The following is a 16,833-nucleotide window of genomic DNA, read 5'->3' as shown; positions in this document are numbered from 1 at the left end:
CGGAAGGGGCGTCCCCGTCCGGCGGCGACGCCCCTTCCGCTCCCGCCCATGACAGCGGTAGCGGCCACCAGGGCCAGGCCCAGGGCGGCCACCAGAACCAGAACGAAGGCGGCGACCGCGAGGGCGGCAACCGCAACAACCGCCGCGACCGCTTCCGCAACCGCCGCGATCGCCAGCGCGAGCGCTTCCGCGACGACGGCGGCATGCAGGACGACGGCGGCAACCAGCAGCCGCACGTGCCGCGCCCGCACCCGAACGTGCCGGAAGGCTTCCCGCAGTACTCGCTGGGCGACCTCAAGCGGATGCCGGCGCACAAGCTGCTGGAAATCGCCGACCAGTTGCAGATCCACGAGGGCGTGGCCCGCGCCCGCAAGCAGGACGTGATCTTCGCCCTGCTCAAGGTGCTCACCCGCCACGGCGAAGGCGTGGCCGCCGACGGCGTGCTGGAGATCCTGCCGGACGGCTTCGGCTTCCTGCGCGCGGCCGAGGCCAGCTACCTGGCCGGCCCGGACGACACCTACATCTCGCCCAGCCAGATCCGCCGCTTCAACCTGCGCACCGGCGACCACCTGTCCGGCCGCATCCGCTGGCCCAAGGACGGCGAGCGCTACTTCGCCCTGAGCGTGGTCGACACGATCAACGGCGAGCCGCTGGAAGCGTCGAAGAACAAGACCCTGTTCGAGAACCTCACCCCGCTGTTCCCACGCCGGCGCTTCCGCCTGGAACGCGGCGACGGTTCGACCGAGGACATCACCGGCCGCATCCTCGATCTGATGGCGCCGCAGGGCAAGGGCCAGCGCGCGCTGATCGTCTCCCAGCCCAAGGCGGGCAAGACGATGATGATGCAGCAGGTCGCCACCGCGATCACGACCAACCACCCGGACGTGCACCTGATCGTGCTGCTGATCGACGAGCGCCCCGAGGAAGTGACCGAGATGCAGCGCACCGTGCGCGGCGAGGTCATCTCCTCCACCTTCGACGAGCCGGCCGCGCGCCACGTGCAGGTCGCCGAGATGGTGATCGAGCGGGCCAAGCGCCTGGTCGAGCACAAGAAGGACGTGGTGATCCTGCTCGACTCGATCACCCGCCTGGCGCGCGCCTACAACAACGTCGTGCCCAGCTCCGGCAAGGTCCTGACCGGCGGCGTCGACGCCAACGCCCTGCACCGGCCGAAGCGCTTCTTCGGCGCGGCGCGCAACGTGGAAGAAGGCGGTTCGCTGACCATCATTGCCACCGCGCTGATCGACACCGGCAGCAAGATGGACGAGGTGATCTACGAGGAGTTCAAGGGCACCGGCAACTCCGAAGTGCACCTGTCGCGCCGGATCGCCGAGAAGCGCGTGTTCCCGGCCATCGACATCAACCGCTCCGGCACCCGCCGCGAGGACCTGCTGATCGAGCCGGAACTGCTGCAGAAGATCTGGATCCTGCGCAAGCTGCTGCACCCGATGGACGAGATCGGCGCGATGGAGTTCATGCTCGACAAGATGAAGAACACCAAGTCCAACGACGAGTTCTTCGCTTCGATGCGGCGCTAGCGCACCCGGTCGCCGCCAGAAAAAGCCCCGCTCCGGCGGGGCTTTTTCGTGGCACCTACTGCGGGAGCCCTTCAGCGGCAACCCGATCCCGTCGGGAGAGTGCGTCCAACGCGCAGTCCGCGGCGGCAGTGCCGCGCCCGCGCCTCAGCCGCCGGTCCGGTCCAGCAGCCGCAGTCCGCCCGTGCCGCCGACCGGATACACCCCGCCGTCGGCCAGCGCGTCGGGCGCGACATCGTCGGTGACCCAGGGCGCACGCTCGCGTGGGCCGGGGATATAGGCCTGCCACTGCCCGTAGCGCCTGGCGGCCGGTTCGAACGAATAGGCCACCGGCACGCGCACGCTCCAGCTGCCGTCGTCTCCTTGCGAACCATCCGTCGGCGGAAGGAACTTCCACTGCCGGGCCTTGACCAGCGCGTTCCTGGCCAGCACGCCGCGCCATTGCTTCATCGCCTTTTCGCTGGCGGCGACATGCAGGTTGACCTGTTCGGCCATGGCCTCGGCCACGTTGCCATCGGCACCGATCTTCAGCAGCAGGTAGACCGTTCCGGAAACGCCGGCGGCGGCGGCTTCCTTCGGATAGCTGGGCGGGTCCATGGCCGCCGCCTGCGGATCGCGCCCGGCCTTGGCGATCGGATGGAAGCTGGTGTTGCGCAACTCCATGTCGAATGTGGTGTCCCCCGTCGGCCGCGCGACCAGCAGCAGGCCCATCCGGTTGCGGCTGGCCACCGGCCGGCCATCGACCAGCATCGGCTCGAATCTCCAGCCCGCAATGTTCTGCTCGAGGAAGGTCCGCACGTACTCCGGCAGCTTCTCGCTGCGATCGAAACTGTAGCCGGCCACCCCGCCTGCCACGTCGACCGCTATCTCGCCGTTGACCAGCATGCTGGCCTCCACCTGGTCGCGCACCGCCTTCGGGGATGCGGCCAGCGCCAGGCCGGACCAGGCCAGCAGCAGTGCGGTGATGATGCTTCGTGCCATCGTGCCTCCCCGGGCAGCAGGTCTGTGGGTGCTGACTTTATCCGAACCTGGCCGCGCCGGCGGGGCGAACGGCACGACTGGCTCAGGCTTGCCGCAGGCGCGCGGCCATCGGCGCCAGCCACTGCGCGTAGGGCGCCCACTTGGGCTGCTCGCGCACCTGGATGCGGTCGCGCACCTGCACCGCGCTGGCGGTGACCACGGCGCGACCGCCCGCGGGGCTGAGCATCGCGTCCTCGAACCCGAGGCCGCAGAAGGCCGCCACCGCGCGCATCTCCGCCTCCGTGCCGCGGGTGAGGCGGGCGTAATCGACCTCGAGGATGCGTCCGGGGAAGCGTTCGCGCCAGTGGCGCATGAGCCGTTCCTGCAGGCGGTGGTAGTCGGCCAGCTCGATCGGGTCATAGCTGTAGGCGTTGGCCTCGGAGAACAGTTCGCGCAGGTTGGAGAAGCAGGTTTCCATCGGGTCGCGGACCATGTGCAGGATCCGGGCCCGTGGCAGCGCGTGGACGATGAAGCCGGCGTTGAGGAAGTTGGACGGCAGCTTGTCGACGAAGCAGCGCTGCGGCCCCAGGCGCCAGGCGAGGCCGTCCAGGTACATGCGCCCTGCCCCGCCGAGGTCGGCCGCGCCTGCACGCGCGACCAGCGTGCGGTCGATCACGCCGCGGCAGTGGTGGTCGGTGGCGTGGCGCATCGCGCTGGTGAAGTCGTACAGCTCGCCCAGGCCCTGCACCTGCGGGTGGCGGTCGAGCAGCTGCTCCAGCAGGGTCGTGCCCGAACGGTGCATGCCGACGATGAACACCGGCGTGCGCGCGTCGGCGGCGGCTTCGCCTTCGTCGGACGATGCAAGCGCGGACGCGGGCTCGAACCGCAACAGGTCTTCGAACAACGCCCGCGTGGCCGCCGCGTCGTAGGCCAGGCGCGAACGCTTGGCCCGGCAGCCGGTGACCAGCGCCTGCCACGCCTCGTCGTACCGGCCCAGGTCGTCCAGTTCCTTGTGCAGGGCGAAGCCGAGCAGGGCCACGTCCTCGGGCTTGCGCCCGGGGCGGGCCAGCTCGCGCCGGATCGCCTCGACGTGGTTGTCCGCGGCGGTCTGCTTCCGTACCCAGGCCTGCAGCCAGTAGCCCTGCGCGATCTCCGGCGCCCGCCGCAGCGCGCGCGCGGCATCCTGCGCCGCTTCGTCGAAGCGGCCGAGGTAGGTCAGCACCTGCGAACGCGACAGCAGCGTGGGCGGGAAGTCGGGGTCGGCGCGGCGCGCTTCGTCGAGGAAACCGATCGCACGCTCGGGCAGGTTGGCGTAGCTCAGCTGCGCGGCCACCGCGAGCAGCAGCTGGATCGGCATGCGCGACATCGGCAGCATCCGCTCGATGCACGCCAGCATTGCCTGCACCTGGTTGAAGGTGCGCAGGCGCGGCAGCAGTTCCATCAGCAGCGCCGGGTCGGTGGCGCCGCCGCGCGCGGCCTGCAGTGCGTGGTCGCGGGCCTGCCGGTAGTGTCCGGCCAGCGAATGCACGTACGACAGTTGCACATGGGTATGGGCGTCGTGCGGTGCGAGCTGGAGCGCCTGCGCGTAGCTGGCGATGGCGCCGTCCCAGTCCTGGCGCGCGGCCTGCGCCTCGGCCGTGGCCAGCAGCGGCCACAGCGCGCGTGGCGCAGGGAAGGATGCGCTGCTCATGCCGTCGCCCCGAGTCGCGCACGCAACGGCTGCAGGGGGTCGGCGTAGCGCTTCCATGCGCCGACCGCGCGCGCGTGCACTCCCTCGCGCACCTGGCTGCTGCTGGCGGTGGCCACCGGCGCGCGGTTGCGCGCGATGTCATCCAGGTCCGCCTGCGCCGGCAGGCCGAGGAAGTCGAGCAGCGCCGCGGCGGTCGCGGCCGGCGCCTGCACCAGCGCCTCGTAGTCGACCACGCGCACCGCGTGCGGCGCCACCGCCTGCCAGTGCGCCATCCAGCGCTGCGCGCGCAGGCAGTGCGCGGCCAGTTCGTCCTGCGCGTAGCTGTAGGGATAGGCGCCGCCCTGGAACAGTTCCTTCAGGTTGGAAAAGCAGGCGTCCATCGGATCGCGGCGCAGGCAGACGATGCGCACCCGCGGCAGCGCGCGCAGGATCAGCGGGATGGCGAACAGGTTCTGCGGGTTCTTGTCGAGCAGGTGGCTGGCGGTCGGCGCGCCGCGGGCGATGCGCTGCAGGTAGATCCGTCCGGCCTCGCCGGCGTCGAGTCCTTCGAGCAGCGCAGCGGCGCCTTCCTGCAGCGGCGAGGCGAAGAAGCGGCCGCTGGCCTGACTCGCCGCGGCGGCCAGGTCGTTGCGCTCGCCCAGCGAGGCCACGTCGCGGTGGTTGCCGAGGATGCGGTCGAGCAGCGTGGTGCCGGTACGCGGCATGCCGACCACGAACACCGGACGCGGCCCGGCCGATGCCGGCGCCGATGCGCCTGGCGCGGTCACGGACAACCGCAGCAGCGCGTCCACGCGCCGTGCTTCGGCCGCGTCGTCATGGCCCAGGCCGGCGCGGACCGTGGCCGCGCCCTGCTCCAGCGCCGCCCACGCCAGTGCGGTCTCGCCGGCACCGTCGTACTCATGGAACAGGGCGTACAGCAACTGCGCGCGCGCGGTCGCGTCGCCGGCCCGCTCCAGTGCGGCCCGCAGCCGCGGCACGCGCGCCAGCGGGGGCTGCGCGCGCGAATGCGTGGCCAGCGCCCAGTGCGCATCGGCCAGGCCGGGCTCCAGGGCCAGGCTGGCTTCGTACTGGCGCCCTGCCCCGTCCATGTCGCCCAGGTAGCGCAGCACGTTGCCGCGGGTGAAGGCCAGCAGCGGATGCGCCGGAGCGTGGCGCTCCATCGCGTCGAGCAGGCGCAGCGCCTCCTCGTAACGCCGCGCCAGCCACAGGTGCTGGGCCAGCGCCGGCGACTGGCGGATGAAATCGGGATCGTTCCAGTCGGCGGCCAGCACCAGCGCCGCGGCCTCGTCCTCCTCGGCGAAGTCGAGCAGGCGCGCGGTGACGTAACCGATGTGGCGGCTGCCGCCGCGCCCGCGCACCGCAGCGGCAGCCTGCAGCACGTGCGTGCGTGCGGGACTGTAGCGGTCGGCGGCCTGTTCCAGCCGCGACATGCGCAGCCGCGCGGGGACGTGGCCAGGCTCGACGGCCAGGATGGATTCGTAGAGCGGTCGCGCCTGCCGCCATGCGCCGGCCGCTTCATGCCGCTGCGCCTGTTGCCAGAGTTCGATGACGGACTGCATGAACGACCGGGCGGAAGGAGAAGGATCAAGCATAACGGCAAGCCCTCGACCAGGCGCGCGCCTGAGGGCAAAAAAAACGGCCGCCTTGCGGCGGCCGTCGGAGAGAAGCACATCCAATGATTCGAAGATCAGAAGTCGTACTGGATCATGAAGCGCACGCTGCGCGGCGACTGGAAGGTACGCGGCAGCAGGTAGGTGTTCAGCGGGACGCCGGTGGCACCGTCTTCCGCCACTTCGGTCACCGAGGTCACCTTCTGGCTGTTGAACACGTTGAACACGTCGATCTTGAACGCCAGGCCACTCGCCCATTTCGGGAAATAGGCGACGTTGAGGTCGATCGAGTTGGTCCACGGCAGGCGCCCGGCAGTACCGCGCGGCACCGCCTCGGACGGACCGTTGACGCCACCAGCCTCGGTGGTGCCGCAACGGAAGAACGACGAGCCGTAGGGATGGATGCCGCCGTGGTACGGGTAGTAGACGCCCAGGCAGTTGATCGGGCGCCCGGACTGCACCAGCAGGTTGCCGCCCGCCGACCATTCGTCGTTGATCCGGTAGTTGCCGAACACCTTCAGGCTGTGGCGGCGGTCGTTGGGCAGGTAGCCGTAGGAGTCGACCATCAGTTCCTTGTAGTCGAAATCCTGGGTGACGCTGGTGTCGCTCTGGCCGATGTCGGACTTCACCCCGCCCTCGGTGTTGCCCTTGTTCCAGGCCATCGTGTACGAGGCGCTGGCGAACCACTTGTCCCAGCTGCCATCCCAGAACAGTTCCAGCGCCTGGTAGTTGCGCTTGGCCGCCGGCGACAGCAGCTCGCCCGGGATGGTGTACTCGGTGAGCGTGCCGTTGTCCTCGATGTCGGTGACGAACACCGCGTCGGCGCCGGGGTTGAACATGCGGCAGTACGGGAAGCCGGCGCTCGGCAGCACCGGGTCGAAGCCATCGGCCAGGGCCATGTCGTAGATCGGCGTGTAGTCGCAGTTGTCGTCGATCGCCGCCTTCAGCTTGCGGTACGTGCCCTTGGCGCCGATGGACTGGTGCTCGGTCAGCTGGTACTGGGTGCCCAGGATGAACTCGTCCTGGTACATCGGGTCGAGGTTTTTCGAGGCGATGGTCGCCGCGTTCTTCGGTTCGCCGAACTCGCCGTTGATGTAGCTGAGCGAGCCACGCGGGGTCAGGCCGATCGGCGCGCCGGTGACCGGGTCCACGCCGGTGAAGTCGAAGTTCTGCCGGGTGAACAGCGAGATGCTGGCGCCGCGCACGGCCACGCTGGAGGTCAGCGGCAGCGCGTAGCGGCCGGCGTTGCCGTAGACCTTCCAGGAGGAGTCGCCGTTGACGTCCCAGGAGAAGCCGAAGCGCGGGGCGAACTGGTTCTCGATCTTGACGTAGGCCTCGCCCTCGCCGTTGAAGTTCTCGAAGGTGTCCCAGCGCAGGCCGACGTAGGCCAGGAAGGTGTCGGAGACCTGCCAGTTGTCCTCGATGTAGTAGGCGTGCTGGTCGACCCGCACCGTGGAGCCCTGGGTCACGATCTGCTCGCGGACGATGTCGAACTCGTCGCCGGTGTTGGCCAGGCCATCCGGGCCGTTGTTGGTCGAGTAGCGCCAGACGCGGCCACCCTCGTAGGAGGTGCCGGCGACGGATTCGTACTCGTCGGTGTCGTAACCGAAGCCGATGCGGTGGTCGCCGATCTCCCAGTCGAAGTCCAGGCGGAACTGGTCGCGGGTGTCCTTGGAGTCGATGCGGTCGATCGATCCGCCGGTGATGTTGCAGGAGCTGGCGTAGGCGCCGGTGATCGCCTGGCGGTAGCCCGGACGGACGTCGGTGATGATCGGGCAACCGGTGGCCGGCTGGTTGATGTCGCCGCCGTACTCGACCTCGGTGCCGTCCGCGGTGACTAGGCGCCGCGAGCGCGAATACTCGCTGGTGCCGTACAGCGCGGACATGGAGAAGGTATCGGTCAGGTAGCCGGTGTAGCGGAAGATGTAGTTCTCGCCGCCGGACTCGGCATACGAGGTGCCGACCAGGTCGCCGCGGTCGAGCTCGCCGGGCGTGTTGAGGTAGGTCTTGGTGGTGGTGGTGCGCTTGTCCGAAAGGCCGGTGAACTCGAGGTGGTGGTCCTCGTTGATGTTCCAGTCCAGCTTGACCAGCCAGGTCGGGTCACCCTTCTCCGACTCCTTGTTGTTGGTCCGCGACAGCACGCTGCCCCAGTAGTCCTGGTCGACCTTGCTGTAGGAAATCAGGCCGTAGGCGAACAGCTTGTCCTTGATCAGCGCGCCGCTGGCCCAGGCCGAGGCGCTCATGGCGCCGAGCGTGTCCTTGGAATTGTCCGAGCGCAGGTCGCCCAGGTCGCCCGGAACCAGCGGGTTGGACAGGTAGGTATTCTCCACGTCGGAGCGCAGGGAGTCCGGCGACCAGAAGATGTTGCCGCCGGCATGGAACTCGTTGGTGCCGCGCTTGGAGACCTGGTTGACCACGCCGCCCAGCGAGCGGCCGAACTCGGCGCCGTAGCCGCCGGTCTTGGTCTCCTGCTCGGCGATCGCCTCGAACGGCACCTGGGCGAAGTTCAGGCTGCGGAACGAGTTGGTGATGTTGAAGCCGTTGAGATAGTACTGGTTCTCGGCGACCGAGGAGCCGCCGAACGAGGCCAGGTTGCCGAACGCGGCGTCGCCACGGACGGTGCCGGGCGCCAGCAGCGCCACCGAGGTGGCGTCGCGCAGCACCGGGATCTTGGCGATCTGCTCGGCGGTGAGGATGCTGGCCGAGGTGACCGAGGACACGTCGATCGGGTTGACCGCGCGGGTGCCGACCACGGTCACGCCGCCCAGTTCGGTGGCACCGGCGGCATCGGCGGCGAAGTTCACCGGAGTACCGGTACCGATGTTGACCGTGGCCTCGCGCACCACCGTGGTGCCGTCGGCACGCTTCAGGGTGACCCGGTAGGTGCCGGGCTGGATCGCCGACGCGCGATAGGTGCCGTCGGCGCTGACCGGCACTTCACGGCGGAAGCCGGTGGCCGGGTTCTCGATGACGACCGTCTCGCCGGACGCCGCCTGTCCGAACAACGCGCCGCTGGCCTGCTGCGCATTGACGACACCGGAGGTGAAGCACAGGCCCAACGCAACAGTGAGTGCGCTGCGCCGCAGATTGCGGTTCAGAGATGAGCGTTTCATGACGATCCCTGGTGGCAGGAAGGAAAAAAGGAAGGGCCCCGCTGGGGGCCCGTCGAACGTGACTTATGGCAGAGGACAACGTCAATCGGTCATACCCGGTTCATGTTAAACTTTTATTTAAAATGCGACTTGCGTCACATAAATAGAGCGTTTTTGCTCCTTCCGGGCCATCGCCCACCTGTTCATCCGCCAATCGCTGCGGAATACGGGGGCTGGTGGCTTATGACTTCCCGCTATAAGCAGGGCTGGCAGACCGGACCGTATCGGGGCCCCGCAGACGGTCCCGGCGTGGAGCGCGGGTTGCCGCGCTGCTTCCGTGCACCAGGATCAAGGCCAGCCGGCCGAGGCCGGCTCTACGCGAAGCAGGCAATGGCCGCGGCTCCGTGGGAAACAAGCAACAGCCGCGCGGTTCGCGCAGGAAGCGGACGTCAGCCGCGCGGTTCGCGCAGGAAGCGGGCCATGGAGACGCCGGACTGCTGCGCGGCGGGGGCCAGTTCGGCGGCGACATCGACGAAGCCGCGCATCACCGCGATCTCGCGCGGGCTGCGGTTGAGCGAGTCGCGCAGGTCGGGGTCGGCGCCGGCGCGCAGCAGGCGCTGGACCACGCCGCCGAGGCCGTGCAGCGCGGCCAGGTGCAGCGGGCCGAAGCCGCGCGGATCCTGGATGTCCAGCGACACGCCTTCCTCGAGCAGGCGTTCCAGGCCGGCCAGCACCACCTTCTCCTCGCAGGCGCCGCCGGGTTCGGCGCGCGCGCCGAGCAGCAGCAGCAGCGGGGTGACGCCGCCGGCGGCCGGCATGTCCGGTTCGGCGCCGGCCAGCAGCAGGGTGTCCAGCAGCGCCAGCAGGCGCGTGCGGTCGCGGCCGGTGAAGCCGTAGAGGGCGGCGCAGTGCAGCGGGGCCAGGCCCTGGCCGTCGCCGGCGTCGATGTCGGCGCCCGCGGTGAGCAGGCGCGCGGCGATGTCGGGCAGGCCCAGGGCGCAGGCCAGCATCAGCCCGGTGACGCCGCCGGGCAGGCGGTATTCCAGGTCGGCGCCGGCGTCGAGCAGGGCGGTGACGACCGCGGTCTGGCGCATGCTCACCGCGGCCGACAGCGGGGGGGCACCGCTGTGCGCGGCATGCTGCGGGGCGGCGCCGCGGGCCAGCAGCAGGTCCACCGCCGCGGCATGGCCGCCACCGGCGGCGCGGAGCAGGCCGGTGCAGCCCTGGCCGTCGACCGCATCGACCGGGAAGCCGAGTTCGAGCAGCCGGCGCACGGCATCGGCGTCGCCGGCCATGGCCGCGGAGACCAGGTCGGCGGCGCGCAGCGGCCGCCGCGGCAGCGTCCACGCGCGCCAGTCGAGCCAGTCGGCCAGATCGCGGCGGCCGCTGGCCAGGGCCACGCCCAGGGGGGTCTGGCCGTCGGCGGCGCGCGCCTCGGGCGAAGCGCCCTGCGCGACCAGGTGCCGAAGCGCGGATTCGCGGCCCAGCGCGGCGGCCAGGTGCAGCGCGGTCATGCCGTGGCCGTCGCGCGCTTCGCGGTCCACGCCGGCATCGAGCAGGGCGTCGAGCAGGCGCAGCCAGCCCAGGCGCACCGCCAGTGACAGCGGCGGATCGCCGGCAGCCGAGGCGGCGAACGGGTCGGCGCCCTGCAGGAACAGGTCCAGGGCGAGCTGTTCGTTGCCGCGCGTGGCCTGGTCGCGCTGCGCGCAGGCGGCGAGGAAGCGGGCCAGGCCGCCGGCGCCGGCGGGCGAGGCACCGTGGGCGGGCAGGACCTGGATTGCGGCGGCGCCGCCGCCGCCGGGGGCGAGCAGCGCGGGCAGCGCGGTGTCGCCTTCGACCGTGGTCTCGGCGTCGGCACCATGCGCGAGCAGCCACTGCACCCGGTCCGGCTGGGTGCGCAGCGCCGGGTCGTGCAGCAGGCCGCCCAGTTCGGCCGGGGCGCACAGCCTCGCCAGCGTGGCCAGGCCTTCCAGGCGGCCGCCCTGGAGACCGTCGCGCAGCAGCGCCAGCGGCGGGCGCTCGTCGACCGGCTGCTCGCTGGCGGCGTCGGCCACGGCGGCCGGCAGCGGGTAGGCCGGATCGAGTGCAGCGACAATGGACCAGCGCCCGGATTCGGCGGCGATGTCGACCGCGCGGCGGCCGGCCCGGTCGGGTCGGGCCGGATCCACGCCCAGTTCGAGCAGGCGCCGGACCAGGGCCAGCGAGGCCTGTTCGGCGCCGCTGACCAGGACCAGGGCGTTGCAGCCTTCGGCATCGGTGGCGGCCAGGTCGATGTCCTGCGTGGCCAGCTGTTCGACCACGCCGCCGCGCAGTGCGCGCGCGGCGTCCAGGAACGGGGTACGGCCAGCGGCGTCGCACGCCTGCGGATCGGCGCCGGCGGCCAGCAGTGCGGCGACGATGTCGGCGTGGCCGGCCAGTGCCGCCTCGTGCAGTGCGGTGCGACCGTCGCGGCCGGGCGTGCCGACCCTGGCCTTGAACTTCAGCAGCAGCTGCACGCCGGCCGGGTCGTCCTCCTCGGTAGCGGCGGCGGCCAGCAGCACCGGCTGGCCGTCCTGCGGCTCCGGGCGCGCACCGCGTTCGAGCAGGAACCTGGCCAGGCGCCAGTTGCCGCTGGCGCAGGCCACGCCCAGCGGCGAGAAGCCTTCCTGGTTGGGCGCATCGATCTCGGCGGCGGCATCGCGCAGCAGCGCGGCCACGCCCGGATCGGTGCTGCGCGCGGCATGGTGCAGCGGGGGGTTGCCTTCGGTGTCGGTGGCGCGCGGGTCGGCGCCGTTGGCGAGCAGGGTCATCACCGCCTCGGGGCGCCCATGCCAGCTGTCGCGGGTCGCGGCCAGCAACGGCGGCGTGCCACCGCCATTGAGGTCCACGCCCTGCGCGATCAGCGCGCGCAGCAGGCGCAGGTCGGGCAGCACCGCGGCCAGTGCGGCCAGGCTGCGCTGGTCGCGTACGCCGGCCGGCGCGGGGGCGTGCGCATCGGCGCCGGCTTCCAGCAGTTGCAGGGCGCGGTCGACGCGGCCGCGCGCGCGGCGGCGTAGAGCTCGACCGACAGGTCACCCGCGGCGGGCAGCGGCTCGATGGCCGCCGCCGGCGCGTTGGCCAGGTCGAGGAAATCCAGCGGCGCGGCCACTTCGGCAGCCGCGGCGACGCGCTGCAGGAGCAGGTGCAGGCCCGGCAGCAGCACCGCGAACGCGGCCGCCAGGGGCCAGCGCACGGCATCGGCGACCAGCCCCGGCCAAGCCAGGACCAGCACTCCGGCCAGCGCCGCCGCCACCGCGGCGGCGCCCGCCAGGCCGCGCCAGCTGCCGGCGTCCTGCTGCGGCAGGCGCCGCCACAGCGTGCCCAGGCGCCCGCCGCTGCGTTCCAGCGCATGCCACAGCGGCCAGGTGCGCCACAGGCCCAGCAGCACCGCGCTGGCCATCGCACTCAGGCCCACCGCCGCGCCCAGGCTGCCGCTCTGGCGCAGCGCCGACAGCGGCCAGGCCACGACCAGCGCCGCCAGCGCGAGCGCCAGCGCCCACGTGCCCAGCAGCGGCAACGCATCGGCGGACACGGCCCGGGCCGACCCGGGCAGCGCGCGGGTGCCGCGCCACCAGGAAATGCCCAGCGCCAGCGCCGGTTGCGCCAGCAGCCCGGCCAGCACCGCCACCACGCCGCCGAACCCGGCCAGCGCGGCCAGCAGCACACCGGCGCCCAGCGCCAGCGGCACGGCCCGCGGCATCCGGGTGCGCGGTTCAGTCATCGGAGGCCCCGGTGGCCGCGGTGGCCGCGGCGTCGGGCGACGGCGGGAACTGCACGTGGAAACCGCGCAGGGCCAGGTTGTCGCGCACCACCCGCGGATCGGAGCGGGCCAGGCGCCGGTCCGGGGTCAAGGCCAGTTCCAGCACGAACGCCAGTTCGCCCAGTTGCGCGCGCACCGCTTCGGGCAGCCGCGCGAAATCGTCGCGGGCGGCAAGGAACACGAAGGTGTCGGCTTTGCGGAGGCTCTTGTAGACGTAGGCTTGCATGCGCGCGCGCCGCGCCCTGCACGGGGGAATCGAGGGGATTGTGTCGGAAATGCGCCGGGGTAGGAAGCGCGGCGGGTGCGGCGGCGCGGCGCGAACCGTTCACGTTCCTCACGCCGGGCGTTGATGGGGCTGTGGCTATACTCGCCCGTCGCCGTCGCCGCCCGCTTACTTTTGCACCACGTCCCCGCCCCGTCGCGCATCGCGCCGCTCGCCATCACCGCGCACACCGCGACCACCGCGCTGGGCGCCGGCCTGGAGGCGCAGTACGCGGCGCTGGCGCAAGGGCGCGGCGGACTGCGCCGCAACGATTTCGGCGATGCGGCGCTGGACTGCTGGATCGGCCGCGTCGAAGGCCTGGAACAGGCGCCGCTGCCGTCAGCGCTCGAGCGCTGGGAATCGCGCAACCACCGCCTGGCCTGGCTGGCGCTGCGGCAGGACGGCTTCATCGAGGCCGCCACGGCCGCAGTGCGGCGCCATGGCGCCACCCGGGTGGCGACGCTCATCGGCACCTCGACCTCGAGCATCGGCGAGACCGAAGCGGCCTACGCGAACCTGGAGGACGGACGCTTCCCCGCCGCGCAGGCACGGCTGCACGTGCACAACCCGCACGCGGCCTGCGATTTCGTCGCCCTCGCCTGCGGTGCGCAGGGGCCGTGCCTGACCGTGGCGACCGCCTGCTCCTCCAGCGCCAAGGTGTTCGCGCTGGCGGCGCGGATGCTGCACGCCGGCCTGGCCGACGCGGCCATCGTCGGCGGCGTGGACACGCTGTGCGGCAGCGGGCTGTACGGCTTCAACGCACTGCAGCTGGTCTCGCCCGAGCCGTGCCGCCCGTTCGACGCGCAGCGCCGCGGGCTGTCGCTGGGCGAGGCCGGCGGCTTCGCCCTGCTCGAACGCGAGGCCACCGCGCCGGTGCGAGCCTGGCTGCGCGGCTACGGCGAATCCAGCGATGCCCACCACATGTCCGCGCCGCATCCACAGGGACTGGGGGCGCGGCGGGCGATGGCCGATGCGCTCGCCCGCGCCGGCCTGGATCCCGAAGCGATCGGATACCTCAACCTGCACGGCACCGCCACGCCGGCCAACGACAGCGTCGAGGCCGCGGCGGTGGCCGCGCTGTTCCCCGCCACCCTGCACGCGGGCTCGACCAAGGGCTGGACCGGGCACACGCTGGGCGCGGCCGGGATCGTGGAATCGGTGTTCGCGCTGCTGGCGCTGGAACACGGCCTGCTGCCGGGCACGCTCAACAGCCGCGAGCCGGACCCGGCCTGCGGCCCGCAGGTGCGCTTCGAAACCGCACTGCAGCCGATCGCGCACGCGATGAACAACGCCTTCGGCTTCGGCGGCAACAACTGCTCGCTGGTGTTCTCGTGCGCATGAGCACCGGCCTGCCGCCGATGCGCATCGAAGGCATCGGCCTGTGGTCGGCGCAGGCGCCGTCGTGGCCCGGCTACCGCGCGCTGCTGCGCGAGGGCACGGCACCGACGCCGGCAACGCGCCCGGCGCCGGCGCTGCTGCCGCCCAACGAACGCCGCCGCGCGCCGGACACGGTGCTGGTCGCGCTGGAGGCCGCGCAGGCCGCCTGTGCCGACGCCGGGCGCGACCCGTCCACGTTGCCTTCGGTGTTCGCCTCCACCTACGGCGACCTGGCGATCACCGACCACATGTGCCAGGCGCTGGCGAGCGCGCCGCTGGAGCTTTCGCCGACCCGTTTCCACAACTCGGTGCACAACGCCGCCGCCGGCTACTGGACCATCGGCACCGGTGCGATGGAACCGGCCACCGCGCTCAGCGCCGGCAGCGCGAGCTTCGCCATGGGCCTGCTGGAAGCGCTGGCGCAGCTGCAGGCCGGTGCGGCGGCGGTGCTGCTGGTGGGCTACGACGGCGCTTCGCCCGGGCCGCTGCACGAGGTCGCGTCGAGCGAGGGCCTGCTCGGCGGCGCGCTGGTGCTGGCGCGCGACGCGCACGCCGGGCCGCGGCTGCTGCTGCAGCTGGAGGACGGCGAGGCGCCACCGGCGCCCGCCGGCGTGGCCGACGGAAATGCGATGGCGCCGATGCTGGCGCTGTTCGACGCGCTTGCGCGCGGCGCCGGCACCGCGCTGCTGCCGGCCGGCCGCGGACGCCGCCTGCGGCTGGAACTGGCCCATGGCTGAGCCCGGTCCGCGACACGGCGAGGTCGCGGTGGTGATCCCGGCGTTGAACGAAGCGCTGCGGATCCGCGAAGTGGTCCAGGAATGCCTGCGCCATTGCCCGTGGGTGATCGTGGTCGACGACGGTTCCGACGACGGCACCGGCGACTGCCTGCGCGACCTGCCGGCCACGGTGCTGCGCCACCCGCGGCGGCGCGGCAAGGGCGCGGCGCTGCGCAGCGGCTTCGCCGAGGCGCTGGCTGCTGGCGCGCGCGGCGTGCTCACCGTCGATGGCGACGGCCAGCACGATCCTGCCGACCTGCCGCGCCTGCTGCGTGCCGCGGCGCGGCACCCGGGGCACATCGTGATCGGCGCGCGCCTGCGCCACCGCGCCGCCGCGCCGCTGCACCGGCGCCTGGCGAACGCGTTCGGCGACTGGGGCGTGGCCTGGGCGGCGGGGCACCGCATCGCCGACACCCAGAGCGGGCAGCGCTACTACCCGGCGGCGGTCATCGCCCTGGACGGGGTGCCCGGCGAGGATTTCGTGTTCGAGGCGCAACTGCTGATCTCGGCCGCGCGCCGGCTCGGCGTGCGCTGCGTGTCGGTGCCGGTGGAGACGCGCTACCGCGGTGGCGGCGGTGGCCCGATGCGGCGCAGCCACTTCCGGCCGCTGCGCGACCTGTACCGGATCACCTCGCACGTGGTCGGTCAGGTGCTGCTGCACGGCGACGTGTGGCGCGAGTACGCACGCGTGCGCGCGCAGCCACCGCGGATCGATTCCGGCGAGTGAAGCGGCGGCGTGCTCAGCCCATGCCTCCGTTGACCCCGATCACCTGTCCGTTGACGTAAGCGGCCGCGTCCGAGCACAGGAACGCGACCAGCGCAGCCACTTCCTCCGGGCGGCCGGCGCGCGCGGCGGGGACCAGTTGCCGGAGCACATCGGGCGGGAAGCGGTCGCCGGCCATGGCGCCTTCGATCACGCCCGGCGCGACGACATTCACGGTGATGCCGCGGCTGGCCATTTCACGCGCCAGCGACTTCGAGGCACCGTGCAGCGCAGCCTTGGCCGCGGCGTAGTTGGCCTGGCCGCGGTTGCCGAGCACCGCGGCGACCGAGGAGATGCTGACGATGCGGCCCCAGCGCGCGCGTGCCATCGGCAGCAGCAGCGGGCGGGTGACGTGGAAGAAGCCGTGCAGGGACACGTCGACGACGCGCCGCCACTGCGCATCGCTCATGCCGGCCAGCGGCGCGTCGTCGTGGATGCCGGCGTTGTTGACCAGCACGTCGATCGCGCCTTCGGTGAGCAGGGCCTCAAGTGCGGTGGCGGTCGCTGCGCCGTCGGCGACGTCGAACGCGATCGCCTGCGCGCTGCCACCTTCGGCGCGGATCTGCGCGGCGACGGCTTCGGCACGTGCGAGGTTGGCGTGGGCATGCACGACCACCGCCATGCCGGCCGCGGCCAGCGCGCGGCAGATCGCGCCGCCGATGTCGCCGCTGCCGCCGGTGACCAGGGCGCGTCGTGGTGTGTTATGGCTCATGTGGCCATTGTAGGCGCCGACCCTTGTACTTGTAGGAGCCCACTTCAGGGGGCGACCCGATGGGGTCGGGAAGCACCGCGTTAAACGCAGCCCATCCGGAGAGTCCGCGTTGAATGCGGCATCTCACGACGGCATCGGGTCGCCCCCTGAAGGGAACCTCGAACAACCCCGTTTTGCACTTCGCGGGGCGTTCCAGGCACGTGGGGTCACTGCGTGCGGGCAGTGCGAAGGGAAGTTGGAGGTCATCCACGCCCCCAGCGTGGTCCCGCCAAGGGCTT

At 72.0% G+C, this 16,833-nt stretch carries 10 protein-coding genes and 1 pseudogene; 4 read left to right on the top strand and 7 right to left on the bottom strand.

Annotated elements, in window-relative coordinates; all coding sequences use genetic code 11:
- On the top strand, positions 1-1,538 hold a 1,538-nt coding region (gene rho / locus CSC64_RS12860; protein WP_238390040.1), incomplete at its 5' end, for a transcription termination factor Rho.
- A 144-nt stretch (positions 1,539-1,682) separates the two neighbouring features.
- Here rho and CSC64_RS12855 read toward each other — a convergent pair.
- The 6 genes and pseudogenes from CSC64_RS12855 to CSC64_RS12830 form a co-directional block, all read right to left on the bottom strand.
- Positions 1,683-2,516, bottom strand: coding sequence for an energy transducer TonB (locus CSC64_RS12855; RefSeq protein ID WP_162435730.1), 834 nt, complete (start codon positions 2,514-2,516; stop codon positions 1,683-1,685).
- Between the two features lie 82 nt (positions 2,517-2,598).
- Entirely contained in the window at positions 2,599-4,185 is a 1,587-nt protein-coding gene (locus CSC64_RS12850) for a tetratricopeptide repeat-containing sulfotransferase family protein (protein WP_162435729.1), read from the bottom strand.
- Positions 4,182-5,744 carry a tetratricopeptide repeat-containing sulfotransferase family protein gene (locus CSC64_RS12845; RefSeq protein WP_162435728.1) on the bottom strand — a complete coding sequence of 521 codons (1,563 nt, stop codon included), beginning with the start codon at positions 5,742-5,744 and terminating at the stop codon, positions 4,182-4,184. The genes CSC64_RS12850 and CSC64_RS12845 overlap by 4 nt, the downstream gene beginning before the upstream one ends.
- Positions 5,745-5,872: 128 nt before the next feature.
- Positions 5,873-8,908, bottom strand: a complete 3,036-nt coding sequence (locus CSC64_RS12840) for a TonB-dependent receptor (RefSeq protein WP_162435727.1) — start codon at positions 8,906-8,908, stop codon at positions 5,873-5,875.
- A 428-nt stretch (positions 8,909-9,336) separates the two neighbouring features.
- Positions 9,337-12,626: pseudogene (locus CSC64_RS12835) on the bottom strand (ankyrin repeat domain-containing protein).
- A complete protein-coding gene (locus CSC64_RS12830; RefSeq protein ID WP_162435726.1) occupies positions 12,619-12,891 on the bottom strand; it encodes a YcgL domain-containing protein in 273 nt (90 codons plus the stop codon). Before CSC64_RS12830 ends, CSC64_RS12835 begins: the two are co-directional and overlap by 8 nt.
- Before the next feature lie 198 nt (positions 12,892-13,089).
- Between CSC64_RS12830 and CSC64_RS12825 the strand changes: the two genes are divergently transcribed.
- The 3 genes from CSC64_RS12825 to CSC64_RS12815 are packed head-to-tail and all read left to right on the top strand — an operon-like array spanning position 13,090 to position 15,807.
- Positions 13,090-14,268 carry a beta-ketoacyl-[acyl-carrier-protein] synthase family protein gene (locus CSC64_RS12825; RefSeq protein WP_162435731.1) on the top strand — a complete coding sequence of 393 codons (1,179 nt, stop codon included), beginning with the start codon at positions 13,090-13,092 and terminating at the stop codon, positions 14,266-14,268.
- Positions 14,265-15,041, top strand: a complete 777-nt coding sequence (locus CSC64_RS12820; RefSeq protein WP_162435725.1) for a beta-ketoacyl synthase chain length factor — start codon at positions 14,265-14,267, stop codon at positions 15,039-15,041. The genes CSC64_RS12825 and CSC64_RS12820 overlap by 4 nt, the downstream gene beginning before the upstream one ends.
- Positions 15,034-15,807 (top strand): glycosyltransferase family 2 protein, encoded by a 774-nt coding sequence (locus CSC64_RS12815; RefSeq protein ID WP_162435724.1) that lies wholly within the window; start codon positions 15,034-15,036, stop codon positions 15,805-15,807. The genes CSC64_RS12820 and CSC64_RS12815 overlap by 8 nt, the downstream gene beginning before the upstream one ends.
- A 13-nt stretch (positions 15,808-15,820) precedes the next feature.
- Here CSC64_RS12815 and fabG read toward each other — a convergent pair whose 3' ends face one another.
- Positions 15,821-16,555, bottom strand: coding sequence for a 3-oxoacyl-ACP reductase FabG (gene fabG / locus CSC64_RS12810; protein ID WP_162435723.1), 735 nt, complete (start codon positions 16,553-16,555; stop codon positions 15,821-15,823).
- Positions 16,556-16,833 lie beyond the last annotated feature (278 nt).

This window comes from Pseudoxanthomonas koreensis (genome assembly GCF_010093225.1).
Lineage (GTDB): Bacteria > Pseudomonadota > Gammaproteobacteria > Xanthomonadales > Xanthomonadaceae > Pseudoxanthomonas > Pseudoxanthomonas koreensis.
Note: the sequence above shows the minus strand (reverse complement) of the source record. Positions and strands in the feature narration are given on the sequence as shown.

Excerpts from the sequence above, each read along its gene's own strand:
- CSC64_RS12830 (WP_162435726.1), bottom strand. The coding sequence starts at position 12,891 with ATGCAAGCCTACGTCTACAAGAGCCTCCGCAAAGCCGACACCTTCGTG.
- CSC64_RS12845 (WP_162435728.1), bottom strand. The coding sequence starts at position 5,744 with ATGCAGTCCGTCATCGAACTCTGGCAACAGGCGCAGCGGCATGAAGCG.
- CSC64_RS12855 (WP_162435730.1), bottom strand. The coding sequence starts at position 2,516 with ATGGCACGAAGCATCATCACCGCACTGCTGCTGGCCTGGTCCGGCCTG.
- fabG (WP_162435723.1), bottom strand. The coding sequence starts at position 16,555 with ATGAGCCATAACACACCACGACGCGCCCTGGTCACCGGCGGCAGCGGC.
- CSC64_RS12850 (WP_162435729.1), bottom strand. The coding sequence starts at position 4,185 with ATGAGCAGCGCATCCTTCCCTGCGCCACGCGCGCTGTGGCCGCTGCTG.
- CSC64_RS12840 (WP_162435727.1), bottom strand. The coding sequence starts at position 8,908 with ATGAAACGCTCATCTCTGAACCGCAATCTGCGGCGCAGCGCACTCACT.
- CSC64_RS12815 (WP_162435724.1), top strand. The coding sequence starts at position 15,034 with ATGGCTGAGCCCGGTCCGCGACACGGCGAGGTCGCGGTGGTGATCCCG.
- CSC64_RS12820 (WP_162435725.1), top strand. The coding sequence starts at position 14,265 with ATGAGCACCGGCCTGCCGCCGATGCGCATCGAAGGCATCGGCCTGTGG.